At 70.2% G+C, this 23,365-nt stretch carries 17 protein-coding genes; 6 read left to right on the top strand and 11 right to left on the bottom strand.

Annotated features, from left to right (window positions below):
- Window positions 1-251: 251 nt before the first annotated feature.
- The 6 genes from GQF42_RS36715 to GQF42_RS36690 all read left to right on the top strand — a co-directional run bounded on the left by GQF42_RS36715 (window position 252) and on the right by GQF42_RS36690 (window position 8,200).
- A complete protein-coding gene (locus GQF42_RS36715; RefSeq protein ID WP_199272923.1) occupies window positions 252-476 on the top strand; it encodes a hypothetical protein in 225 nt (74 codons plus the stop codon).
- Window positions 470-3,676, top strand: coding sequence for a non-ribosomal peptide synthetase (locus GQF42_RS36710; protein ID WP_199272922.1), 3,207 nt, complete (start codon window positions 470-472; stop codon window positions 3,674-3,676). The genes GQF42_RS36715 and GQF42_RS36710 overlap by 7 nt, the downstream gene beginning before the upstream one ends.
- Window positions 3,673-4,389, top strand: a complete 717-nt coding sequence (locus GQF42_RS36705) for an alpha/beta fold hydrolase (RefSeq protein WP_199272921.1) — start codon at window positions 3,673-3,675, stop codon at window positions 4,387-4,389. The genes GQF42_RS36710 and GQF42_RS36705 overlap by 4 nt, the downstream gene beginning before the upstream one ends.
- A gap of 23 nt (window positions 4,390-4,412) precedes the next feature.
- Window positions 4,413-5,159 (top strand): SDR family NAD(P)-dependent oxidoreductase, encoded by a 747-nt coding sequence (locus tag GQF42_RS36700; protein WP_158927139.1) that lies wholly within the window; start codon window positions 4,413-4,415, stop codon window positions 5,157-5,159.
- A gap of 100 nt (window positions 5,160-5,259) precedes the next feature.
- Window positions 5,260-6,840, top strand: a complete 1,581-nt coding sequence (locus tag GQF42_RS36695) for an AMP-binding protein (protein WP_158927137.1) — start codon at window positions 5,260-5,262, stop codon at window positions 6,838-6,840.
- Between the two features lie 10 nt (window positions 6,841-6,850).
- On the top strand, window positions 6,851-8,200 hold the full coding sequence (locus GQF42_RS36690; protein WP_158927135.1) for a condensation domain-containing protein: 1,350 nt from the start codon (window positions 6,851-6,853) through the stop codon (window positions 8,198-8,200).
- Window positions 8,201-8,269: 69 nt separating this feature from the next.
- On the opposite strand, the gene GQF42_RS36685 is transcribed toward GQF42_RS36690, so the two are convergent.
- The 11 genes from GQF42_RS36685 to GQF42_RS36635 form a co-directional block, all read right to left on the bottom strand.
- On the bottom strand, window positions 8,270-10,300 hold the full coding sequence (locus GQF42_RS36685) for an AfsR/SARP family transcriptional regulator (RefSeq protein WP_158927133.1): 2,031 nt from the start codon (window positions 10,298-10,300) through the stop codon (window positions 8,270-8,272).
- 18 nt (window positions 10,301-10,318) lie between these two features.
- Window positions 10,319-11,665, bottom strand: a complete 1,347-nt coding sequence (locus GQF42_RS36680) for a lysine N(6)-hydroxylase/L-ornithine N(5)-oxygenase family protein (RefSeq protein ID WP_158927131.1) — start codon at window positions 11,663-11,665, stop codon at window positions 10,319-10,321.
- Window positions 11,666-11,784: 119 nt separating this feature from the next.
- Window positions 11,785-13,800: an FAD-dependent oxidoreductase gene (locus tag GQF42_RS36675; RefSeq protein ID WP_158927129.1), complete on the bottom strand. Its 2,016-nt coding sequence runs from the start codon at window positions 13,798-13,800 to the stop codon at window positions 11,785-11,787.
- Window positions 13,793-15,385, bottom strand: a complete 1,593-nt coding sequence (locus tag GQF42_RS36670) for a methionine--tRNA ligase (protein WP_158927127.1) — start codon at window positions 15,383-15,385, stop codon at window positions 13,793-13,795. Before GQF42_RS36670 ends, GQF42_RS36675 begins: the two co-directional genes overlap by 8 nt.
- On the bottom strand, window positions 15,382-15,750 hold the full coding sequence (locus GQF42_RS36665; RefSeq protein ID WP_158927125.1) for a cupin domain-containing protein: 369 nt from the start codon (window positions 15,748-15,750) through the stop codon (window positions 15,382-15,384). Before GQF42_RS36665 ends, GQF42_RS36670 begins: the two co-directional genes overlap by 4 nt.
- A 70-nt stretch (window positions 15,751-15,820) precedes the next feature.
- On the bottom strand, window positions 15,821-16,687 hold the full coding sequence (ddaH, locus tag GQF42_RS36660) for a dimethylargininase (protein WP_158927123.1): 867 nt from the start codon (window positions 16,685-16,687) through the stop codon (window positions 15,821-15,823).
- A 145-nt stretch (window positions 16,688-16,832) separates the two neighbouring features.
- A complete protein-coding gene (locus GQF42_RS36655) occupies window positions 16,833-17,696 on the bottom strand; it encodes a hypothetical protein (protein ID WP_158927121.1) in 864 nt (287 codons plus the stop codon).
- A gap of 29 nt (window positions 17,697-17,725) precedes the next feature.
- A complete protein-coding gene (locus tag GQF42_RS36650) occupies window positions 17,726-18,313 on the bottom strand; it encodes a cupin domain-containing protein (protein ID WP_158927119.1) in 588 nt (195 codons plus the stop codon).
- A gap of 42 nt (window positions 18,314-18,355) precedes the next feature.
- The gene (gene asnB / locus GQF42_RS36645; RefSeq protein ID WP_158927117.1) at window positions 18,356-20,197 is read right to left on the bottom strand and encodes an asparagine synthase (glutamine-hydrolyzing); all 1,842 of its coding nucleotides are present in this window, start codon (window positions 20,195-20,197) and stop codon (window positions 18,356-18,358) included.
- A 5-nt stretch (window positions 20,198-20,202) separates the two neighbouring features.
- Window positions 20,203-20,943, bottom strand: coding sequence for an SDR family oxidoreductase (locus GQF42_RS36640; RefSeq protein ID WP_158931007.1), 741 nt, complete (start codon window positions 20,941-20,943; stop codon window positions 20,203-20,205).
- A gap of 680 nt (window positions 20,944-21,623) precedes the next feature.
- Window positions 21,624-23,360 (bottom strand): HAD hydrolase-like protein, encoded by a 1,737-nt coding sequence (locus tag GQF42_RS36635; RefSeq protein ID WP_158927115.1) that lies wholly within the window; start codon window positions 23,358-23,360, stop codon window positions 21,624-21,626.
- Window positions 23,361-23,365 lie beyond the last annotated feature (5 nt).

Genomic DNA, 23,365 nt, shown 5'->3' with positions numbered 1-23,365 from the left:
CCACTCGCGCGGTGCCCTGCGCGTCAGTACGTGACGGTCGGCACACGTCACAGGGCAGGCGCATCGACAGCACATCGAGAGAACAACTCGGCTCGCAAGAATCGTCGTGCAGGCGTCGTAAGCGCCCGGCGGAGCCCCTTCGCGGGACACGCCCACCGTTACCTGTTGCACGAGCGGACCCACGCTCGGCGTACGAGCACTCGGCATGAGGTGGAGACAACGTGCTGACCACACCGCCAGACCTTGACTCGATGATCGCGCAATATGCCACGGCAGATTTCGGCGACTCCACATTGATCCAGGAGGCCGGTCTGGAGTCGCTGTCGCTTCTACGCCTGGCTGTCGAGGTCGCCGCCGGCGAGGACGCGGAGATCGACGCTGCGGGCCTGGTCGACCTACGGACGGTCGGGGACCTCAAGGTCTGGCTTACCAGCCTGGTCCCGGACAACGCGGATGGGACCGGTGCCGCGTGCTGAAGAACTCCGAGGCCCCCAGCACGGCGGACGCCACCCTGCTGCCTCTCACCGATCCCCAGAAGGGGCTGCTCGTCGTCGACAGCAGGGTGCCGACCCGCGAGATCTACAACCAGATCATGCGGTTCGACCTCGACCCGCGGCTCCCGGACGAGGCCATCGGCCGTGCCCTCGCGGTACTGGTCACGGTTCAGCCTGCTCTGCGCCAGGTCTTCGGCCACCTGCCGAGGATGCATTCCAGGTTCACTCCTCCGCCGCAGACGGGACAGGTGCCCTTCGAGCGGGTGGACGTACCGCCGGGCGAGTACGCCGCAGCTGCCGAGGCATTGGCGAGGCGGCTCGGGCAACGCCCCTTCGACCTCGCGGCAGGGCCGGCCTGTCGATTCGGATACGTACGCGCCACTGACGGCTCCGCGGCCGCCATTTTGATGTGCGGCCATCACATCATCGGGGACGGCGTCTCGGCGGGGCCGATCATCCGTGACCTGGAATCCGCGCTGACCTCGAAGCTCACCGCAGAGGACGTCGAAACGCTGCGCGAGGCACGCGAGTCGGCCTTCCTCAGGGAACTCGAGGCGCAGAACCGGGCCTCCGGCTCGCCTCAGACGGCCGAGCACGTCAAGGTCTGGGCCGAGCGGTTGCGTGACGTCCCACCTCTCGTGCTGAACCCCCGGCCGGGGCGGCCCGAGGAGACGGACTTCTCCGGGGCACGCCTTTCGTGGCTACTCAGTGAGCAGGAGGCGTCCGGCTTCCAGGAGACGTGCAAACGGCTCTCCGTCACGCCCTTCGTACTGCTGAGCGCCGTCTACGGGGCCGTACTCGCCCGGCACGGTGGTGTGTCCACGGTTCTGATCGGCAGTCCCCTGTCGGCCAGGCGCACAGTCCGCTCGTACGACCTCTGCGGGTTCTTCGTCAACACGCTGCCCGTCACGGTCGACGTGGACTGGTCGCGCACGGTGGACGAGCACATCGCCGAGACCGTCCGGGAAGCCGTCGACCACTGTCGTGCCAGGGTCGCCGTCACGCTCAACCAGCTCGTGGCGGCTGTCGGGCAGGACCGCACCAGCAACCGCAACCCCTTGTTCTCCTGCATGCTCGCGATGCAGGACACCTTCGACGGGAAATCGGCCGGCGCCGTCGTCGGGGTGCAGGAACCAGGCAACGGAACGGCGAAGTTCGACCTGTGGCTCGGTGCCACGAAGGTGGAGGGCCGATGGTTGCTGGAGCTCGAGTACGACCGGCATCTGATATCGGAGGCTGTCGCGGACGCGCTGCTCGCGTCGCTGCGCACGGCACTGCGTCGCACGCTCGAGGACGGCACCCGTGCGTTGGCCGACCTGTTCACCGACCTGACCACCGACGGCGAGCTTCCGGACACGGCCGTCGAGTCTGCGGACGGCGGCCTGCCGGCGCCGGCTCCGGCCTGCTCTCTCGCGGAGTGGATCGAGCGGGCCGCTCGCCGTACGCCCGACGCGGTCGCCGTCGAGGAGCCCGTGCGGAACCTGACGTACGGCGAACTCCTGGCCGCCGCCGAGCGAACCGCCGACGGACTGGCCCGGCTGGGCGTCACACCGGGGCAGGTCGTCGGCCTGTCCCTGGACGGGCTGTGCGACACCGTGACCGCGATGCTCGCGATCCTGCGCTGCGGTGCCACCTATCTGCCACTGGACACGAGCCTGCCGCGGGAACGCCTCGCCCACATGGTGGACCAGGCAGGCTGCCGCCTGATCGTCGGCCACGGCCTCGACCTTGCCGGGACGCGCACCACCAGCCTGGCCGAACTCTCCGTCCCCGGCGACGGGCCCCGTGCCTCGGGCGGTTCCGCCGACTCGGCGGTGTACCTGATGTTCACCTCGGGATCGAGTGGCCTCCCCAAGGGGGTGGTGATGGGCCACCGGCCGCTGCTGAACCTGGCCGCGTGGCAGATCTCCGCCATGGAGCACGATGCGACGACGCGCTTCCTCCAGTACGCGCCCCTCGGCTTCGACGTCTCCTTCCAGGAGATCATTCCGACACTCGCCTCGGGCGGCACCGTCGTGTCCCGCGAGCCGGCCGACCGGCGGGACTTTCCGGCGCTGATCCGGCGCGTCGAGGAGACACGGGTCAGCCACGTCTTCCTGCCGGTGGCGGCCCTCCGCTCGTTCGTCCAGGCGGCGCGGCGCGCCTCGGCCCACTTTCCGGACCTGCGGCGCGTCTGCGTCTCCGGTGAGCAGCTCCTCGTCGACGACGAGATCCGCCGCTTCTTCGTCGACCACCCGGAATGTGTGCTCGTCAACCTCTACGGTCCCACCGAGACCAATGCCGCCACGGTGCACGAGATGCGGGGCGACGACGCGCAGTGGCCCGCCCACGCACCGATCGGCCGCCCGTTGCCGGGCGTGGCGGCGTACGTGGTCGACGAGACGGGCCATCTCGCACCCGTCGGCGTACCCGGCGAGCTGCACCTCGGCGGCGTCAGCCCCGCGGACGGCTATCTCGACGCAGAACGGACCGTGGCGAGCTTCCTGCCCGACCGGTTCTCCGGCGACGGCACCTCGCGCATGTACCGCACAGGTGACCAGGTGGTGCGGGACGCCGACGGGACACTGATCTTCCTCGGCCGACGGGACGGCCAGACGAAGATCCGCGGTTACCGGGTGGAGCTGGGCGAGATCGAGGCGGTCGCCAACACCGCGGCCGGCGTCCGACAGTCCGTCGCCGTGGCGAGAGGGCTCGGGGCCGACCGCGAACTGGTCCTCTTCCTCGTCGCGGAGCCCGGTGCCGACCCCGATCACGCACAGCTCCAGGCCCGGATCTCCGCAGCACTGCCGCCGTACATGTCGCCGTCCTGGATCTTCGACAGCGACCGGATACCGACGTCGCGCACCGGCAAGACCGACCGGGACGCCCTCGTCGCCCTGGCGGACCGGCTCGCCACCGAGCAGAAGACGAACGCGGCCACGACCACGGTCGAATACGCCTCCGATCTGGAGCGCGGCCTGGCCGCCATCTGGTCGTCGATCCTGGAGACCGACGGCATCGCCCGCGACCGGTCCCTGATCGATTACGGAGCCCACTCCCTGAACATCTTCACGGCCTTCGCCGAGATCGAGGAGGAGTACGGCACGACGGTCCCGGTACCGGCGTTCTTCCGGTCGCCCACGATCGCGACGCTCGCCGAACTCGTACGGGCGAGCCTGGCCGAAGACGAGGCCCGGGCGTGACGGCCGTGGCGGTGCCCGGCCGCCCCATCAGGCTGGCGGGGGGCGAGGACCGCCCCGGCTGCCTGATCCTGCCCGGAGCCGGTGGCGGACTCACCCCGTACGTGGGGCTGGCCTCGGTGCTCGGCAGGTCCCATTCCGTCGACTTCGTACGGCCCTTGGGGCTCATGCCGGGCGAAGAGCCGGAGACGACGGTCGAGGAGATGGCCGAGTCGGTACTCGGCATCGTCAACAGGACAGCCACGGCGCCGCAGTTGGTGGTCGGCTGGTCACTCGGCGCCCTCGTGGCATGGGAGGTCTGCGCCAGGCTCGCCGAGGACGAACACCGGCCGGATCTCGTGATCGTCGACAGTTTGCCGCTGCCGCGGGTGCCCGAGCCGGGCGAGGACGAGTGGATCCGGGACAAGATGGTGGCCGATCTCGGCCCGAAGGCGGATCCGCAGACCGTCGCCAGGATGGTGCGCACCTTCGTGGCGCAGGCCGCCGCCCTCACCGACTACGCGACCGAGTCGAGTTACCCGGGCAGGGTGCTGCTCCTCGTGTGTCGCCCGTACGACAAGGCCGGCCGGGAGGCCGCCGTACGACGCTGGCGGGAACTCGCGCCGAACCTGGACCTCGCCCACCTCGACGCCGGACATCACGACGTGTTCGAGCCCGCGCACCTTCCCCAGTTGACCGAGGCCATTCACGCGTTCCAGAACCAGGACGGACGATGACAGCGCAGACAGGGACGACAGTGATGAATCGGCCTCCGGTAGCCGTCGTCAGCGGCGGAACCCGCGGTATCGGCCTCGCCTTCAGCCGGCGTCTGGTGAAGCTGGGTTTCCGGGTGAACGCGCTGTACCGGTCCGACGAGGACGGTGCGCACGAGGCGGTGCGGGAGTTGGGCCCCAGCCTCAGCACCGTGCGGGTGGATCTGGCCGACGGAACCTCCGTGGTCGAAGCGGCGGAGGCGGTCCTGACGGAATGCGGGCCGCCGACGGTTCTGGTCAACAACGCCGGGACGAACGTCGACCGTCCGTTCCTGGAGATGAGCCACGACGACTGGCGGCGGGTCATCGACACCAACCTCTCCGGTGTCTTCTATCTGACCCGCGCGCTCGCCCCGGCGATGGTGGCCTCCGGCACCGACGCGACGATCGTCAACGTAGGCGCCACCACGGGCATCCGCCCCCGCCGCAACGGCGCCAACTACTGTGCCAGCAAGGCGGGTCTGCTCCATCTGACCAAGTGCCTCGCTCTCGAACTGGCACCCCGCGTCCGGGTCAACTGCCTGATTCCCGGCAACACGGAGACCGACGAACTGGTCGAACGGTTCAACCTGAACGATCCGGACGCCCGGCGCGCGATGCTCGACGAGATACCGCAGCGGCGGATCGCCGCCCCGGAGGAGATGGCGAACGCCCTCGAGTTCCTCGTCGGCCCGAACAGCGCGTACATGACGGGACAGAAGCTCGTCGTGGACGGCGGACAGTTCATGTGGTGACGGGCACGGCGGCACGTCCGGGCGCGAGCAGTACCCCACTTCTTCGGCCTCTCGATCACCGCGACCTCTCGATCAGCGTCTCCTCCGAAAGGGAAGCACCATGACGACCCGCACCCTCTACGACTGGTTCCGGGCCTCCGCCGAGGCGAATCCGGACGATCCGGCCCTTGAGGTGCTCGACGTCACCTTCACCTACGCCGAACTACGGGCCGCTGCCGAGTGGATGTCGGCCCGCATGGTCGAAGCGGCGGGTGGCCGGCCCGGCAGAGTGGGCCTGCTCACCTCACGCACCGCGGTCAGCTTCGTCGCCTGTCTGGCGGTACAGCGGCTGGGTGCGACCGCGGTGCCGCTGAACCCCGCCGCCCCGGCGTCGCGCAACCTCGACATCACCAAGGAGGCCGGACTCGATCTCGCGGTGTTCGACGACACCGCGGGTGACGGTGCGGCGGAGTACCGGCACAACGCCGGGGTCCGGCTGCTCGACATGACCGGCGAGAAGTGGCGCCCGCTGCTCGCCCCCGAACCCTCGGACGACATCCCGGACCAGGGTCACCCGGCCGAGACCGGCACCGCGTACATCATCTTCACCAGCGGAACCACCGGCAGACCCAAGGGCGTGCCCATCACGTACGCCAACGTGAACGCGTTCCTCATGGAGGCCATTCCGCGCTATGAACTCGGCCCCGGCTGCCGGGTCTCGCAGACCTTCGAGATGTCCTTCGACGGCTCGGTCTCCGAGATGTTCAGCACCTGGGGGTCCGGCTCGACCCTCTGCGTGGCACAGCACGGTGACGTGTTCACCCCGGTGCGGTTCATCAACACCAAGCGGCTCACCCACTGGATGTCGGTGCCGTCCGTCATCTCCTTCGCCAAGCGCCTGCGCGCGCTGGCCCCCGGGAGCATGCCCACGCTGCGGCGTGGCCTGTTCGGTGGGGAGAGGCTCGGCTTCGACCAGGCCGAGGCGTGGTCCGCCGCGGCGCCGAACGCGGTCATGAACAACTGCTACGGCCCGACGGAGACCACGATCGTCATCACCGGGTACGAGGTTCCGCGGGAGCGGGCCGACTGGCCGCAGACCACCGACCGGTCCCTCCCCATCGGCCACCCGCACCCGCTCATGGACTGGCTCCTGCTGGACGAGGACCTGCGGCCCGCCGACGACGGGGAGCTGTGTGTGCGTGGCCCGCAGCGTTTCCCCGGCTATCTGGACTCCGCGGAGAACGCCGGGCGGTTCGTCCTCATGGAGTCGGGCTCGGACTGCGACTCGCACCACGGCCGCGGCCGCATCCACGACGGCCAGGAGCCGCTCACGCCGGAGCACTACTACCGCACCGGCGACCGGTGCCGGCTCGAACACGGTGAACTGTTCCACCTCGGACGGATCGACGGACAGGTCAAGATCCGTGGCAACCGGATCGAACTCGGTGAGATCGAGTCGGCGCTGCGGTGTCACCCCTCGATCGACGAGGCCATCGTCCTAGTCGTCCGCGCCGCTGACGGCGAGAACGAACTGCGCGCCGTGTACACCGGCAAGGAGGTCCCGGCGGACGAGTTCCCGAAGCTGGTCTCCGCCCTGCCCCGCTATATGCGTCCGCGCAGCTACCACCACCGTGAGTCGATCCCGCTGACCACCGTCGGGAAGGTGGACCGCAAGCGGCTGACCGACGAGTTCGCGGCCTGAGGAGACGAGTGTGACCACCAGACCTCCGGTCATCCCGGCGACGGCCCAACAGGCGGCCCGTTGGCGCACGTTGCAAAGCGCCAGGGACAGTTCCGTGTACCACATCACCTGGCGACTGGGGTGTGCCGGACACGTCGACTTCGACGCGCTCGCCGCCGCCTGGCAGACGGTGACGGACCGTCATGACAGCCTGCGCTCCCGGTTCGTGGCGCGCGACGGCGAGTTGGACCTGGTGATCGAACCGGCCGTGGACGTTGCCGCGCGGCTGATCGAGCCGGACGTACCAGACGTCGGCCAGGCCGCTCAGGAGTTCTGGCGCATCGCTGCGGAACTCCACACACAGGAGTTCCACCTGGACACGGGCCCCATGGCCCGGCTGGCCCTGGTCAGGATCGGGGAGCAGGAGGAACTTATCCTGACCATCCATCACATCGTGGTGGACGGCTGGGGGATGACCGTTCTGCTCGACGACCTCTCCGCCGCGTACGCGAGCTTGGTCCGAGGCGAGAAGCCGGTCTTCACCGACGACGCCCCCAGTTTCCACAGTTACGCCGAGAGGCTGCGCTCGCAGGAGGAGCAGGGCCGTTGGCGACGAAGCCTCGACCATTGGCGTACGGCACTCGACGGGGTCGTGCTCACGACGGTGGCCCACGATCGCGAGCCCGGCCGGCCCACGGCGGTCGGCGATCCCGGCAAGACCGTGCGCTACCGGTTCACCGCGCAGGCCGGCTCGGGACGTGCGGCACTGGCCCAGGAACTCGGTGCCACTTTGTCCTCCGTGATGCTGGCCGCCTGGCAGATCGTTCTGGCGCGGGGCGGGGAACGCGAGTTGACCGTCGGGGTCCACAGTATGAACCGGAGCACCCGCAGCGAGCAGGCACTGGTCGGATTCGTCAGCAACTCCTGCCTGGTCCGCGCCACGGTCGACGATCACGCATCGATCCGTGCGGTGGCCACGGCGGCACGGGACGCGACCTGGAACCTGCTGGCCCACCAGGGCGTGCCTTTCCCGGTCGTGCACGCGGCCCTTGCGCAGGAGACCCGGTCACGCCTGACCAACGTCAAGCTGACCCTCAACTACCTCGGGCCGATCGCCCAGGACATGACGCTCGGCGACATCGGCCTGACCATGCTCCAGGCCCCGAACCGCGCCGCCCGTGCGGACATGTTCGTCAGCTACTGGGACGACAGCGACGGGATCCTCGCGGAGATCGAGTACAACACCGAGGTGTACGAGGAGGAGACCGTGCTGCGGATGATGCGCGACATGGATGACGTCCTGATCCTGGCCGCGGCGGACGTGGACCGCCCGGTGGGCGCAGTACAGGTGCTGACCCGGTCCGCTCCCGCTGCGGGGTAGGTCCTGCGGCCCCGGCAGACCCCGAACGGAGCAGGGCCCGCCCGGCGGTTGCCGTGCGGGCCCTGCCGGTCAGGACTGCAGGTACGCCGGGCGGGATCCGCTCGCGCTCAGCCTGCACCGCATTCTGCCGAGGGATTCGATCAGGATCCCGGTTCTGTCGCGCGTGACCAGGGCGTTGAGTGTCTCCCGCTCTCGGCGGTACCACGCTCCGGGAGCCAGCCTCGTCTGCTCCCGCGCGGCGACGGCGTAGTGGTCGACAACGCGTTGCACGGCCTCGGTGGCCTCCTGGTCCGAGCCTGTGATCTCTCGCGCCAGGGCCCGGACACTCTGCGGGACACGGTACCGGTCGATCGCGAGCGATTCGATGAGACCGACATCGACAAGCCGTTCGGCGATCTTGTGTGCCTCACCCTCCCTGGTGCCGAGGAGCACGGCCAGCGCCGCGACGGTGACAATGGTCAGATCGAGGAAGCCCAGTCGCCGCAGTGCCGTCACCGCTGTCACCGCCGCCCCACCGGACTCGTCGGACAGAAGGTGGAGACTCTCCAGCAGTGAGTCGCGCAGGCTGACGTTGCCGTCGGCCAGGAAGTCCAGCCGCTGGTGCGGCTCGGTCACGTACCGTGCGAAGTCCGCGACCGTCCAGTCGGGCCGGGTCGCGAGTCGGTCGACGGCGAGGCGGAGCGCGAGGGGCAAGTAGTCGCAGGACCTGGCGAGTTCGGAGGCGGAGACGGGTTCCGCGTCGATGCGTGGTACGCCAACGCCCTTCCGGAGCAGGTCGATCGAGGCGGACACGGCCAGCCGTCCCAGACGCAGATGCGTGAGGCCGTCCACGCCTCCTATGGGCGATCGGCTCGTGATGAGAAGCGAGCTGCCAGGCGGCGCGGGGAGGAATGCCCGGATCTGGGCGGAGTCGCGGACGTTGTCCAGCACGATCAAGGCCCTGCCTCCGGCCGGACCGGCCCACGTCTGCAGTGCCGCCGCGTCATCGACGCCCTGATCCGTTCCGAACGAACGCAGAACCATCTGCATCGCCTGGTCGGGCCGCAGGGCGGCGCTGCCTGTCGTGCCCCGCATGTCCACATGGACCTGCCCGCCCGGGAAATCGCCGGCCGCGGCATGCGCAGCCCCGATTGCCAGGGCGCTCTTGCCCGATCCCGCCAGCCCGTGGATCACCACTGCCGGGCGTCCCTCGGCCAAGAGTGCCCCGAGCCGGGCCAGTTCGGATGTGCGGCCGACGAACAGCGAGGGTCGATGCGGGAGCAGACATGGTGCCGCCTGCGAGGACACGGCAGGCTCCCTGGGACCGGACACCGTCGCGCCGTGCGGGGCGCCCCGGTCGTTGAGACTCGGGTCCTCTTCCAGGATGCGCTGCTGCAGCTCGCGCAGTGGCCGGCTCGGATCGATGCCCAGTTCATCGGCGAGCAGGTGGTGGAGGTCCCGGTACGCCCCCAGCGCCTCGGCCTGTTGCCCGGTCCTGTACAGCGCCATCATCAGGTGCTCGTGGAGCCGTTCCCGCAACGGATGCTGGGCGACCAGGAGTTTGAGTTCGGGCAGTACGTCCTCGTGTTGTCCCAGGGCGATCTGCACGCCGAACTTCGCCTCCATCACCGCCAGCCGGGACTCCTCCAGACGCGCGGACTCGGCCATGATCGAGGAGGTGAGGGTGACGTCAGCGAGAGGAGAGCCCCGCCAGAGTTCGAGTGCGGCGCCGAAGGACTCCATGGCCTCGACCAGCTTCCCCGAGGCGCGCTGCATGCGGCCGGAGGCGACGAGTGACTCGTACGCGTGAAGGTCGAGGCTCCCGGACGGCACCGCCAGCTGGTACCCGGCGGGCCGGGTGAGAAGGGTCTTCCCGGCGGAGTCACCGATGGCGGCGCGCAGCCGCCACACACAGCCCGCCAACAGGCTGCCCACGTGGCTCGACGGTCCGTCACTCCACAGTTCCGAGTGCAACTGCTGTGCGGGCACCAGATGGTTCGCGTTCAGGAGCAGTACCGCCATGAGCGCCCGCTGCTTGGCGGCCTTGATGGGGACCCAGTTCTCTCCGTCGTGGAACTCGACCGGCCCCAGAATGCGGAACTTGATCGGTGGTTGACGCATCGCTGGCCTCTCTGTCCCCTAGACCGGGACCGTGACCGGGGCGTGGCGACGGGCGACCAGCGAGGCTCGGATCTCGCCGGCCCGCACGGCGACCATGGACAGCAGGTTTCCGGTGATGCCGTGCGTGTGTTCCGTACCGCCCTGCAGATAGAAGCCGGTCTCCACCGTCTCGTCGGTGTGCAGCCGGTAGTCGCGGTGGACCAGCAGCCGGCCGCTGTCGTCGCGCCGGCAGGCCCCGGTGAGGGAGCCGAGCAGTACGGCGTGGTCGGGCTCGGTGTAGCCGGTGGCGTACACGATGACGTCCGCGGTCATCCGCTCCTCGGATCCGTCCGCCAGGTTGCGGACCTGGACGGCCACCCCGTCCGCCTCGTCCTCGACATGCGTGACCTGGGCGGCGCCCATGATGCGCAACCGGTTCTCACCGCGGACCTTCTCCTGGTAGGAGCGCCGGTACAGCTCGTCGATGAGGTCGATGTCGACGACGCCGTAGTTGGTGTTGCGGTGGTACTCCATGAGCCGGTTGCGTACGGAGGCGTCCGCGCCGTGGTACAGGTCGACCGCCTCGGGGTCGAAGATGCGGTTCGCGTACGGGCTGTCGTCCGCCGGGCTGTAGCCGTAGCGGGAGAGCACCGAGCAGACCTCGGCGCCGTCGTAGGTGCGGTGGAGATGGTCGGCGACCTCGGCGGCGCTCTGGCCGGCGCCGACCACGACGAAGCGGCGCGGGGCCGCCACCGGGAAGTCCGCGAGGCGGTGCAGGAACTCGCTGGAGTGCCAGACGCGTGCGGAGCGTACGACGCCATCGGGCATCCGGGGGACGAGGCCGGTGCCGAGGGCGAGGTTGCGCGCCCGGTAGGTGGCCCGCTCGGCGCCGTCGACGTCGAGCGCGCTCACCTCGACCTCGCGCACCGGGCCGGGCGCCGCGCTGCCGGCGACCGGTTCGACGGCGGTGACCTCCAGTCCGTAGCGCACCATGTGGTCCACGCCGTCGGCGCACCAGCGCAGGTAGTCGTGGAACTCCTCACGGGTGGGGTACAGCACCTTGTGGTTGATGAAGTCCACCAGGCGTCCCTTGTCGTGCAGATACGACACGAAGCTGAACCGGCTGTTCGGATTGCGCATCGTCGCCAGGTCCTTGAGGAAGGACACCTGCATGGTGGCCCCCTCGATCAGCATGCCACGATGCCAGCCGAAGGACGGCTGTTTCTCCAGGAAGGCGGCGGTCAGCCGTTGGTCCGGCGCCACGGTCTCGTTGTGTTCCTCGATGGCGATGGCCAGGGCGAGGTTGGCCGGACCGAAGCCCACGCCGACGATGTCGTAGACCGAGTCGGGCTGGTCGAGTTCATGCGCTGAGGGCAGGAAGGTCATCGTTCAACGCCTTTCGATTGGAGGGCTCTGACGGAAGCGGCGGCTGATGTCCGATGGCGGGAGGGCAGGAGCGGGTCGAAGGCGCGCCCTCCCGGTCCGCGTGCCGTGGCGGGCAGGCGTCATCCGAGTGCCTGCACGGCGTGGGCCGCGGCCGACTCCGCCACCGCGGGTGCGATCTTGAACCCCCCGCCCGAGCCGCCCGTGGCGAACACGATGCGCGAGTCGGCAGGGTCCGGGCCGAGCAGCGGGCGCCCGTCGGTGGTGAAGAGATCGACGCCGTGGCGCCCGCCGACGAAATCGGCCGCGCCCATCCAGGGCCAGCGCCGCACGGCTCCTTCGCGGATGTGCTCGGCCTGGGCGGGGGTGACGCTGTCCCCGCCGCCGGGCGGTACGTCCCACTCGTCCGCCGGGCGGCCCACCAGATACCCGCCCGCGCCGACCCCGGTGTGCTGTGGGCGCGCCCACAGACCCGTGACGAGGTCCACCACGGTCGGCAGGCACTGGCTCTCCGGGTGCCGGAAGAAGGCGTAACGGATGCGCTTGGTCCGCGTGCTCCCGGTGGGCGCCGAGAGGCGGTGTCCGCGGATCCACGGTGTCGCGGCGCCGGCCGCGAGGACCACGGCGCGTGCTCTGACCTCGCCCTGGTCGAGGGTGACCTGGACCTGGTCGGCCCGCTGGTCCACGCGTTGGACCCGGCCCGGCAGGACGAAAGCCCCGTGCGCGGCGGCGTCGTACCGGTGTCCACGGCAGGTGGCGACCGGGTCGGCATGACCCCCGGCCGGTTCCCACAACGCGCCGGCCACGTCATGCGTACGAAACCCCGGGAAACGCTCGCCGAGTTCGCCCGTAGTGAGCAGATGGGCCTCGATTCCGGCGTCCGTCAGCTCGGCGACGCCCTGCTCGGCCTGGTCCAGGTCCGCTTCCCCGAGCAACACCAGGGATCCGGTCCGCCGAAACCCGTTCGGGCGACGCCGGGCCGCACCCTCCTGCCAGGCCAGTTCGTAGCTTCGCAGGGCGAGTCGGCGCAGAACCGGGTCGGTTTCGAAGGCCCGCACGAGCCCGCCCGAGTACCGGGTGGCCGCCGGGTCCCCGTCCGAGGGGGCCGTCATGGCGACGCGTATGCCCTGACGTGCGAGGACGTCGGCGGTGGCAGCGCCGAGTACACCGGCGCCGATCACGAGCACGTCGTAGGCCCTGCCGTCGCGCCCGGCGCCGCTGTGGCCCGTCGTGGGCCGCCTCGGTGGTTCGCCGAGCGGTATCACCTCCCAACCGGGGCAGGCCGTGCCGGGCGCGCCCGGTTCGGGTTCCCCTTCGGGGGTGAAGCGGCGGTCCGCGTGAGCGCGCAGGGCGTCGAGGAGCGCCGTCCCCGTGAGGTCCGGCCGGGCGGTGAGGACGGCGGCGGCTGTGGCGAGGGCCGACTCGACGTAGGTGGAGGCGCCGCTGCGCAGCCTGGTGACGCGCGCCGTGTGGCCCGCGTCCCCGAGGAGTTCGGCGAACTCGTCGACCGCGCAGTCGTCGGTGAAGTACAGCGCGCCCGTGAACCCCGCCGCCCGCTGGGCACGGGCTGTTCGGGCCGCACCGACGTGGGTGCCGCAGACCACGAGCGCGTCGGCGTCGCCCGGCTCCACGAGACGCACACCGTCGGCGGACAGGCCGAGGAACAGTTGGGCGAGTACCGCGCCGTAGGTGCTGCCGTCGTCCAGCACCGCGAGGCGCGAGTGTCCCGCCCGCCGGATCGCGGAGCGCAGTTCCACGAGCTGGGCCAGGTCGTCGGGGCACCAGCGCAGTGCGGCTCCGGCCGTCCCGTCGAGCAGGCGCGGCGCGGTGGCCAGGGGAAGCAGGAGCGGCAGGCCCGCGCAGCGGTAGACCGGAAGGGCGAGACGGGCACCGGCGCTGTTGAAGTGGCCGACGACCAGGGCGTAGCCGCCGTCGGCGACGACTGCCTCGGCGACCTTCCGGGCGACGATGGCGTCGCCGCGGTCGTCGTGGAATTCCCACTGCACGCCGTCGTGCGCCGCGGCGGCACCTTCGAGCAGCTCGCCCCAGGCGGCGCGGGGGCCGGAGAAGGGGCCGACGACCGCGGCGCGCACCGGGCGCACGCCGTGGTCGTCGGCCGCACCGCTCACGTCAGCCACCGAACACCGCCTTGTCGGGAACGGCGAGCGGGGTGCCGGCCGGCGGAGCCGCCATCGCCGCCGCGTCCACCCGGCGGCCCGCCGCGACGCCGAGCAGCTCGGACAGACGGGCCGAGGCCGCAGGCAGGATCGGGGCGGCCCAGGCGGCGAGGCCGGTGGCCACCGCCAGCTGGGCCACGACGGCCGAACGGTGTGCTGCGGCCCCCTCGGGGCGGTCCCGCTCATGGCTGTGGACATGTCCGAAGTCCGTCGCCAGCGCCACCACTTCGTCGAGCAGGGCGACCGCGCGCCGGGTGTCGTAGCCCTCTACCCCGTAGGCCTCCCGCAGCTCGTCGACCAGTCGGGTCAGCCGTTCCTCCAGCCTGTTCCAGGCGGCGCCCCGCGGACGCTCGCGGGGCACGACGCCGCCGCAGTCCTCGGCCACCGTGGTCAGCAGTGTGCGCAGCCAGCCGTCCCATGCCTCGTCGAGGTGCCGGCGGCTGCGCTCGAGCGCAGCCGGGGTGAAGTTGGTCTGGCGGCCGTTGGGGCGGTCCGACAGAACGTGGTAGCGCAGTACGTCCGCGCTGGTACGGGCCAGCTCGTCCCGGGCCCAGATGGCGTGACCCCTGCTGGTGGAGAACTTGAGCCCCTCGAGGCGGTAGAACTCGTTGACGACGAAGGCGCGCGGCAGGGGCGCGTGCGCGGAATGGGCCAGGAACGCGGCCGGGTTCAGCACGGCGTGGAAGTAGCCGTTGTCGAAGCCGAAGAACTGCACGGGACCGGGAGCCTGGTGGCCGGTGTCACACTGCTCCCATTCGATCAGATAGCCCGGGGCCATCTCGAACCAGACGTACACCCGCTGGTCCCTGAAGCCTTCGACGGGCACCGGCACACCCCAGTCCGAGGGATGGCTCACGGCTATCTCGGGCAGCCCTCCGTGCAGCATCCGCTCGCACAACGCACGCAGGTGCGGCGGCATGTCGACACGCTGCCAGAAGTCCTGGAGCTGGTCGGCGAAGGGGGCGAGCGGGAAGTAGAGCCGCTCGCAGTCGCGCAGTTCGGCCGGGGCGCCGCAGCCGGTGCAGACGGGGTCGCGCAGATCGGCGCAGTCGTTGGGCCGGCCGCACGGCTCGCAGGCGTTGCCGTTGGAGGCGGAGCCGCAGTGCGGGCAGTCTCCCTTCACGTACGCCTCGTACAGCCAGCGCTCGCAGCCGGTGCAGTACGGCAGTGGTCGGGTGCGCGCGACGATGTGGCCCGCGTCGTACAGCACCTCGAAGAAGTCCTGGACGTGGGCGAGGTAGCCGACGGTGCGGCGCGGACGGACGACCGTGTCGAAGTCCGCGTGGGCCCGGGACCAGACTTCCTCTATGGACTCACCGTACTGGTCGGCGACTTCCTGTCCCTTGAGGCCGCCGTCCTTCAGCCCGCGCACCGGCACATAGCTCTGGTGGTCGTCGAGCCCGGTGGTGTAGCGGACGTCCACGCCGTCGGCGGCCAGGAAACGGCGCAGCACGTCTCCGGCGAGATACGGGCCCGCCATGTGCCCGAGATGCAGGGGACCGTTGGGGGTGGGTGGCGTCGCGGTGATCCACGCGAGGTTGCTCATGCGGAGACCTCCGGGTCCTTGGCAGGCTCGTGCAGCGGCCAGTAGAAGGAGACCCACTGAAGCTCTTCGTCGCCCGTGCTGTGCACCACGTGCTCCTGGTTGCGCGGCAGTACCACCACGTCGCCCGCGCTGCACGACGTCTCTTCGCCGTCGAGTGTGACCCGGCCGGCGCCGGACGTGACGATCATGACCTCGTCCTGGTCGTGGCAGTCCGGTGCGCTGCTGCTGCCCGTCGGCAGGAAGCAGGCCATGGCGCCGAGCGGCGGCTCTTCCGCTGCGGCGCCCGCCCAGGGGATGATCCGCTGGCAGTGCATACCGAATTCCTCGGCGGCGGAGCTTTTGTCGACGCGGATTTTGGTGATCAACGGTCGGATCCTTTCACAACGTGCGGGCCCTGAAGCGGCATTCGTCTCTGTCCAGGCGCTGCAGGTGTGGTCAGCCGCGCAGCTCCAAGGTGCAGCACTTGGCGCCGCCACCGGCTTTGAGCAGCTCGGGCAGGTCGATTCCGATGGGCTCGTATCCTCTTTTCCCGAGCTGTGCGGAAAGGTGCGTCGCCGTGCTCGGCAGCAGTACGTGCCGGCCGTCACAGAAGGCATTGAGCCCGAACACTTCGGCGTCCGCCTCGGTGGCGAGTATCGCGTCCGGGAAAAGTTCTCGCAGTACGGCTTGGCTGCCGGCGGAGAAAGCCTCGGGGAAATACATGATGTCGTCGTCGGAGAGCACCGCCAGCGCGGTGTCCAGGTGGTAGAAACGGGGGTCCACCAGGGACAGTCCGGTGACGGGCACACCGAAGAACTCCTGTGCCTCGGCGTGGGACCGCGGGTCGGTGCGGAACCCGGTGCCGGCCAGCAGACGGCGTCCGGCCAGCAGGTAGTCGCCCTCGCCCTCGTTGATGAACTCCGGCCAGTGGACCTCGGTGTAGCCCTGCTCACGGAACCAGGCCAGGTAGGCGGGGCCTTCGGCGGTGCGCTCCATGTGCCGGAAGCGCGCGGCGAGGACCTTTCCGTCCACGACGGTGGCCCCGTTGGCCGCGAAGACCATGTCGGGCAGTCCGGGGATCGGTTCGATCAATTCGACGGTATGGCCCAGTTCGCGGTAGAGGTCGCGCAGCCGTTCCCACTGGACGAGTGCGCTCCCGGCGTCCGACGGCTTTTCCGGATGCATCCAGGGATTGATGGAGTAGGTGACGTCGAAATACCGAGGAGCACACATGAGGATCCGCTTGGGTGTCGCGGTCCTGTGGTGCCGTTCCGCGGTCGGTCCGGGGCGGTCGGCGGGGGTGATGGGATCCGAATACGGCATGGGTGTTTCCTTCTCCGTTGATGAGGAATTAGCCCACCAGAGGCCCGGAACGGCCATCCCGTCGATACGGCACGAAATGGTCGCCTCGCGGTGCGATCGGCACCGGGGCTTCTGCGTGTGTGAGGAGCGTGGGAGGTCGGCCGGATCAGTCGACGACGAACACCCCGGAGCGGTTGACCTCTTGAAGGAACGTCACGTCGGCGAGGAGCGTCGCTTCGTCCGCGTGCTTGAGCAGGACGGCGGCTCCGCCGCCCTCACCCACGGTCCGCTCGACCGGCTCGCCGAGCGCCGGCATGAAGAGGTCGTTGCGGTACGAGGGGAGGCTGCGGACCTCGTCCAGACCGGTGAAACCCGTCAGCGTGCCGCTCCGCCGTACGGTGAAGGCGTAGTCGGCCACGAACCCGTCCGGGGCCTGGGCCTCCCGTCCCGACTGGCCGGCGACGCCCAGGAGGTCGCAGAGTCCCGGTAGCGGTGCACCGGCGACCCGGTGCGCGAACTTCACCACCTTGACCTGCTCGCCGCCGAGTACCACCTCGAAGCAGACGGGCCCGTCGGCGACGGCGGTCGCCGCGGCCAACGGCTGCAGCCGTTCCCGCAGCAGCTTGACCTCCACCGAGTCGGGCAGGACGTTCACGACCGCGGTGAGTAGCGAGCGCGGCCCCTCGTCCAGGCTGTAGCACCGCCAGGTGTCGGTGAGGCACAGTTGTCCGTCCACCACCACGCCGTTGGCGAAGTACGGCGTGCCCGGCACGAAGTCATGGACGACGACCCGCCCGCCGTCGCGCCACAGTCCGTCGAGATCCGCCGGGCGCAGCGGCCTGTCCGGGCCGGCGAAGAGCGCGGACCCCGTGTTGGCCGAGAACTCCGGGCGGAGCACCTTGAGACCGTTCGCGGCCTCGGCCAGATGCCGGGTGAGCGTGCCCGGGTCACTGAAGTACGCCGTTTCGAAGGCCAGTCGGGTGTCGATGCGCCGTACGGTCTCGTGCTGGACCACTTTGCTGTTCGTCATGGCTTGGCAGGCTCCAACGATCGTGTTTCTCACACCGCACGGGCGTCCTCGCGCACGACGTCCTCCACGTGGGGAAAACCGTCCGCGATCTTGTCTGCGGTGAACTCTCCGTCGAACCCTTCCGAGGTGAGGTAGAGACGTACGGCGCGGAAGTCGGGGCGCAGCCCCATGTCGAACCAGTGGCGTGTGCCGGCCGGCAGGGACAGCAGGTTGCCGTCCGTGGCCACCAGGATGTGGACCTTGCCCTCCGCCCGGATGTAGAAGCAGGCCCCGCCGTCGGCGAAGAACCAGATCTCGTCCTCGCTGTGGGTGTGCTCGTTGAAGTACGTGCGGCGCGAGTCCTGCACGTCCTCGACCCACTCCTGGTTGGTCTCGTCGAGGCGGACCGTGACGGTCTCGGCCCTGCGGTCGCGCCCGTCGGAGTCGAACGCCTCGATCTCCGCGCTGTAGGCCGCGACCAACGCCGCGTCGGAGGCGTCCCGGTCGACCCGGCCGACCTCCCGGTTCCCGAAGCACGCGCCCAGCGGAGCGGGGATCTCGGCGATCTGCCGGTCGTCCCGGGTGCGGAGCAGCGTCCGCGTGGGGTCCGCCTCGGGCGTGACACGGAGCAGTGTCATGGGTTTCACCTTCCCTTTCCCTGTGGTGCAGCCGCCGCGGGGTCAGGCGAGCTGCAGCGCGGGCCGGTGGACGTCGAGCCAGGTCGCCATGTCGAGCCAGCGCTCGAGCCCTGTCCTGAGCGCCGGGGACACGTCCTGCGCACGCTGGTTCAGGACCTCTTTCAGCACCCGGCGGTCGGTCAGCTCCTGGACCGGATGGTTGCCGTCGGCCAGCACGTCGGAGGCCTGCCGCAGCAGTTCGCCGGTGTACGCCGGGTCCTGCGTCGAGGGGTAGGGAGCCTTTCTGCGCTCCACCACCGAGCGCGGCAGCTCGTCCCGGGCGGCCGCGCGCAGCAGGCTCTTCTCCGCGCCGTCGAAGGTCTTGAGGGACCAGGGCGTGTTGAAGACGTAGGACACCAGACGGTGATCGCAGAACGGCACACGGACCTCGAGCCCGGCGGCCATGCTGAGCCGGTCCTTGCGGTCGAGGAGAATGCGCATGTACCGGGTGAGGTGCAGATGCATCTGCGTCCGCATCCGGGCGTCGGTTCCGCTCTCCCCCGCAAGGCGCGGCGCCTGTGCCACCGCGTCCGCGTAGCCCTGCCGGATGTACTCGGTCAGGTCCAGGGAGGCGCGCAGCTCGGGGGTGAAGACCTCGACCCCGGTGTGCGGGCTGGTGACATGGGTGTGGTCGACCCAGGGGAAGTTCTCCGCGCGCTGTGCCCTCGGGTCGTGCATCCACTTGTAGCCGCCGAAGACCTCGTCCGCCGACTCCCCGGACAGGGCCACGGTGGAACTCTTCCTGATCTCCTGGAACAGCAGGTAGAGCGAGTTGTCGGCGTCCCCGAAGCCGGTCGGCAGGTCGCGCGCGCCGACGACCGCCCGGCGCACCTGCGGATCCGCCATCCGTATCGCGTCCAGGACGACGTTCGTATGGAGTGTGCCGGACCGTTCGGCGACCTCACGGGCGAAGGGGGCGTCCGGCGAGTCCCGGAACCGGTCGGCCGTGAACCGCTCGCCGTGCTGCACGAAGTCCACGGAGAAGCTGCGGATCCGCTCGGACGTGCCCAGCTCACGCTGCGCGAAGGCGGTGATGACACTGGAGTCGAGGCCGCCCGACAGCAGGGTGCAGCGCGGCACGTCGGTCACGAGCTGGCGCCGGATGATGTCCGACAGCAGTTCGTGGACCCGCTCGACCGTGGTGTCCGTGTCGTCCTCGTGCGCCGCCGCTTCCAGCTGCCAGTAGGTGTGCTCGCGCAGACCGTTCCGGTCCACGGTGATCACGGTGCCGGGGCGGACCTCGGCCATCCCCCGCCACACCGCGTGCCCCGGGGTGCGGATCCAGGAGAACGCCTCGCGCAGGCCCGCCAGGTCGACGGTGCGCGATACCTCGGGGTGGGCAAGGATCGCCTTGGGCTCCGAGCCGAACAGGACGTCGTCGCCGAGGCGGTAGTGGTAGAGCGGCTTGACGCCGAGCCGGTCGCGGACCAGCAGCAGCCGCTGGGTACGCCCGTCCCAGATCGCGAACGCGTAGATGCCATTGAGCTGTTCGACGAAGGCGTCGCCCCACTCGAGGTAGGAGCGCAGAACGACCTCGGTGTCACTGGCCGTGCCGAACTCGTGGCCGCGTCGGCGCAACTCGGAGCGCAGTTCGCGGAAGTTGTACAGCTCTCCGCTGTAGGTGAGCGCCACCTCCCCGCCGTCGGCGTCCACGGCCATGGGCTGGACTCCGCCCTCGAGGTCGATGACGGCGAGCCTGCGGTGCCCGAGTGCCACCCGGGGGCGCAGCCACACGCCCCCGGCGTCGGGCCCGCGCAGAGCCATCGTGTCGGTCATGGCCTCGGCCGTCGCGCGCTCGAGGGCAAGGTCACGGACGGGCGAGTACCAGCCTGCTATTCCACACATGTCGGCTATTCCTTGGAGGCGTTGGACGGCGGCTCGAAGTCGAAGGAGCGGATGAAACAGTCCCTGGGCTGGCTCACGGCGAACAGGATGCAGTCGATCAGCGACTGCGCGGTGAGGTCCGCCCCGGCCCGGCGGTCGGTGGTCTCCCACTCCGGGCCCAACGGATCCACGTTCCTGAAGTCCGGCGGGTACAGCGAGATCACTCGCACGCCCTCCGGCCGCAGCCGCTGGGACAGGATCTCGGCGAAGTTCGCCTGTGCCCCCTTGGCGGCGTAGAAGGCCGGGTTGCCCCCGCACGGGTCGCTGCGTCTGGAGGCCGCCATCGAGATCATGTTGACGATGTCGGGCCGTTCCGACCCGCGCAGCAGCGGCAGGAAGTGCTTTGCCATCAGGACGGTCCCCGTGCCGCCGGACGCGATGGTCGCCGTGATCTCGTCGTCGGTGGCGGCGTCGAGGTCGAAGCCCTCGAGCCACCCGGCGCCGTTGTTGAGGACGATGTCCACCCGGTCCGTGAGTCTGCCGACCTGCTCGGCGAAGGCCCTCACCGAGGCGGGCTCGGCCAGGTCGCAGGAGAAGGCGTGGACCTTGTCGTACCCCAGCGCGACGATCTCGTCGCGGGTGGCCTGCGCCGCCTCCAGGCTACGGGCGGACAGATAGACCTCGGCCCCCAGCGCGGCGAAACGGACGGCCAGGGTACGACCGAAGTCACGGGCCGCGCCGGTGACGACAACACGTGTGTTCTTCATGTGTGTTCCTCGGTTCACAGTCAGCTCGGTCGCATCGCTCTGCGCCGGCAACCGGTGGAGCAGGTGGCCGACAGCGGTCTTGGCCCACTCGTCGGCCGACGGGCAGGTGTGGTGCTCGTCGGGCAGGCAGGTCGCGAGCATCGCGGTGCCCGGGCCGCCGCCCGGAACTTGCTCGCGGTGTACGCGGCGAGCAGCCCCCGGGGGTTGCGCCCCCAGCCCGACGAGACGGTGACGCGCGTGCCGCCGTCCGCGATGCGCGGCAGAAACGTCCTCGCGTACACGCCGCCCACGCTCACGCGGATCACCGTGTCGAAGTCCTCGGGCGGCACCTCCCACACCGGGGGCTTGCGCGGTGATGGCACCGGCGTCGGCGACGACCGGACCGGGCACGCCCGGCTCGCGGTGCACCCGCTCGGCCCGGGCGTCCACCCACTCGGCGTCGGTGACGTCAGCCCGCTCGAAGCGGTGGCCGTCGCCCCGTTCGGACGCCGGCTCACCCAGCGCGTCGGCGCCGCGGCCGCAGCCCGCCACCGGATGGCCCAGTGCGGCGAAGCGCCGGGCCAGGGCCTGCCCGAGGCCCCTGGTCACCCCGGAGATGACCACCGGCTGCCTGCTGTCCGTCACAGCGTCCCTTTCCTGCGGCTCGGTACTCCGTGCTGCGACCGCGCGCGCCGACGGGGTCAGCCGTCCAGCCCGGTCAGCACCCTGACCGGAGCGTTCGGGCGCAGATCGGTGACGATCCGGGCCGGGCGTCCCGGACGGTCGCGCAGGACCTGATCGGGCGGGAAGAACCCGTAGCGGGTCACGAGCAGGAAGTCGATGCCCAGCTCGTCCGCGGCAAGGACGTCCTGCCGCGAGTCGCCGACCAGCACCACGTCCCGCGCGTCGGCACCGGCCTGCCGCAGAATCTCCGCGAGGCGGCGGGACTTGGGCTCTTCTCCGCCGAGTACGGCGCGGAAGGCGCCGAGCAGTCCGCCCGCGTCGAGCACCTTGACCGCCTCGTCCCCGAGCGTGCCCGTCGCGACGTAGAGCGGGATGTCCCGGGCGGCCAGGCCCTGTACGGTCTCCGCGGCGTGCGCGCACAGCGGCGCCTCGGGATAGCGGCGGGCCAGCTGGTCTGCGTACGCCCCCGCGTGCTGGTCGTAGAACGCCTCGAAGTCCGGGGACGCGAGGCCGTGTTCCACGCTCATGCGGTGAAAGGCGACGAAGTGCTCCCGCCGTGACCGGCCGAACGTGCGCCGGAACTCGTCCGTGAACCGTTCGACCAGGTTGCCCGGGAAGCCGGCGAACGCGGCGCGGACACACTCGACCTTCAGCTCGTTCGAGTCGACGAGCACACCGTCGAGGTCGAAGACGACCACCGGGTAGCGCGCCAGGACGTCCGCCAGGCGCTCCCCGGACGCGCGGGCGAGTGCCTCGTCCAGCAGGGCCGCGGAGAACCCGGCGGACGATGCCTGCGCGAGGAACCCGATGGCCCTCAGCTTCTCCTCGGCCCCCAACGAGGCGGTTTCCTCGATGCGTTGGACATAGGTGGGGTGGATGTCGCGCATACCCGCGATCGCGTACAGGCCGCTGGGGCCCCAGCGATACCTGTCCATCAGTGGGTGGAAGTGCCGCACGATGAGTTCCATCAGCGGCTGTAGCCGGTCCGGGCCCTCGCCCAGCACGGGGAGCAGTTGCTCGATGCGGGTGTTGCCCGCGCCGCGCCCCATCCCGTACACGGTGCCGTCCAGCCACAGGGCACCGCTCTGTGCCGCGACGACCGTGTTGTGCAGGGCGAAGCCCTGGTTGTCGTGGGCGTGGATGCCGACCGGGGCGTCCTGTCCGGTACGGAACAGCTCGACCAGCTCGGCGGTGCGCTCCGGCCGCAGGGACCCCAGCGAGTCGGCCATGTAGACCGCCTCGAGCGGGCCCATCGCGACCACGGCGCCCAGGCAGGCGGAGAGTTCGTCGGCGGATGCGAGGTCGATCTGCATGAGGTTGAGGCAGACCCCGTACCCGGCCTCGCGGAGCGAGCCGACCGCGTCCGTGACGTCGGCCGCCTTGTCGTAGCGCACCGCGACCCGCACGAGTTCCACGGGCAGTGAGCCGGGGGCCAGCTTCTCCCTGAGCAGTCCGCCCACTTCCGCCGGGGGCGGACCGACGAGGTCGGCGGCGTCCACCATCACCGCGAAACGCAGCTCGTGGTCCTCGGGCAGGGCCTTCCGCAGGTTGGGGGTCAGCCCTTCGGGCAGCTGTCCGTACGGCCCGAACCCGTCCTTGGTCAAGCGGACGTAGCCCAGCTCCACCACGTCGATGCCGAGCCCCGGGCAGGCGGCCAGATACTCCTCGACGAGAGCGGTGTCGAAGTTCCAGTTGGTGTAATAGCCGCCGTCACGTAGCGTGCAGTCGAGAACGGTCAACCCGACGCGGTCCACAGGCG

Origin of the sequence: Streptomyces broussonetiae, from assembly GCF_009796285.1 — a bacterium.
Lineage (GTDB): Bacteria > Actinomycetota > Actinomycetes > Streptomycetales > Streptomycetaceae > Streptomyces > Streptomyces broussonetiae.
Note: the sequence above shows the minus strand (reverse complement) of the source record. Positions and strands in the feature narration are given on the sequence as shown.

Bases quoted from the DNA above. Each gene is read 5' to 3' on its own strand.
- asnB (WP_158927117.1), bottom strand. From the start codon at position 20,197: ATGTGTGGAATAGCAGGCTGGTACTCGCCCGTCCGTGACCTTGCCCTC.
- GQF42_RS36670 (WP_158927127.1), bottom strand. From the start codon at position 15,385: ATGAGCAACCTCGCGTGGATCACCGCGACGCCACCCACCCCCAACGGT.
- GQF42_RS36655 (WP_158927121.1), bottom strand. From the start codon at position 17,696: ATGACGAACAGCAAAGTGGTCCAGCACGAGACCGTACGGCGCATCGAC.
- GQF42_RS36680 (WP_158927131.1), bottom strand. From the start codon at position 11,665: ATGACCTTCCTGCCCTCAGCGCATGAACTCGACCAGCCCGACTCGGTC.
- GQF42_RS36685 (WP_158927133.1), bottom strand. From the start codon at position 10,300: ATGCGTCAACCACCGATCAAGTTCCGCATTCTGGGGCCGGTCGAGTTC.
- GQF42_RS36695 (WP_158927137.1), top strand. From the start codon at position 5,260: ATGACGACCCGCACCCTCTACGACTGGTTCCGGGCCTCCGCCGAGGCG.
- ddaH (WP_158927123.1), bottom strand. From the start codon at position 16,687: ATGCCGTATTCGGATCCCATCACCCCCGCCGACCGCCCCGGACCGACC.
- GQF42_RS36640 (WP_158931007.1), bottom strand. From the start codon at position 20,943: ATGAAGAACACACGTGTTGTCGTCACCGGCGCGGCCCGTGACTTCGGT.
- GQF42_RS36700 (WP_158927139.1), top strand. From the start codon at position 4,413: ATGAATCGGCCTCCGGTAGCCGTCGTCAGCGGCGGAACCCGCGGTATC.
- GQF42_RS36715 (WP_199272923.1), top strand. From the start codon at position 252: ATGATCGCGCAATATGCCACGGCAGATTTCGGCGACTCCACATTGATC.
- GQF42_RS36650 (WP_158927119.1), bottom strand. From the start codon at position 18,313: ATGACACTGCTCCGTGTCACGCCCGAGGCGGACCCCACGCGGACGCTG.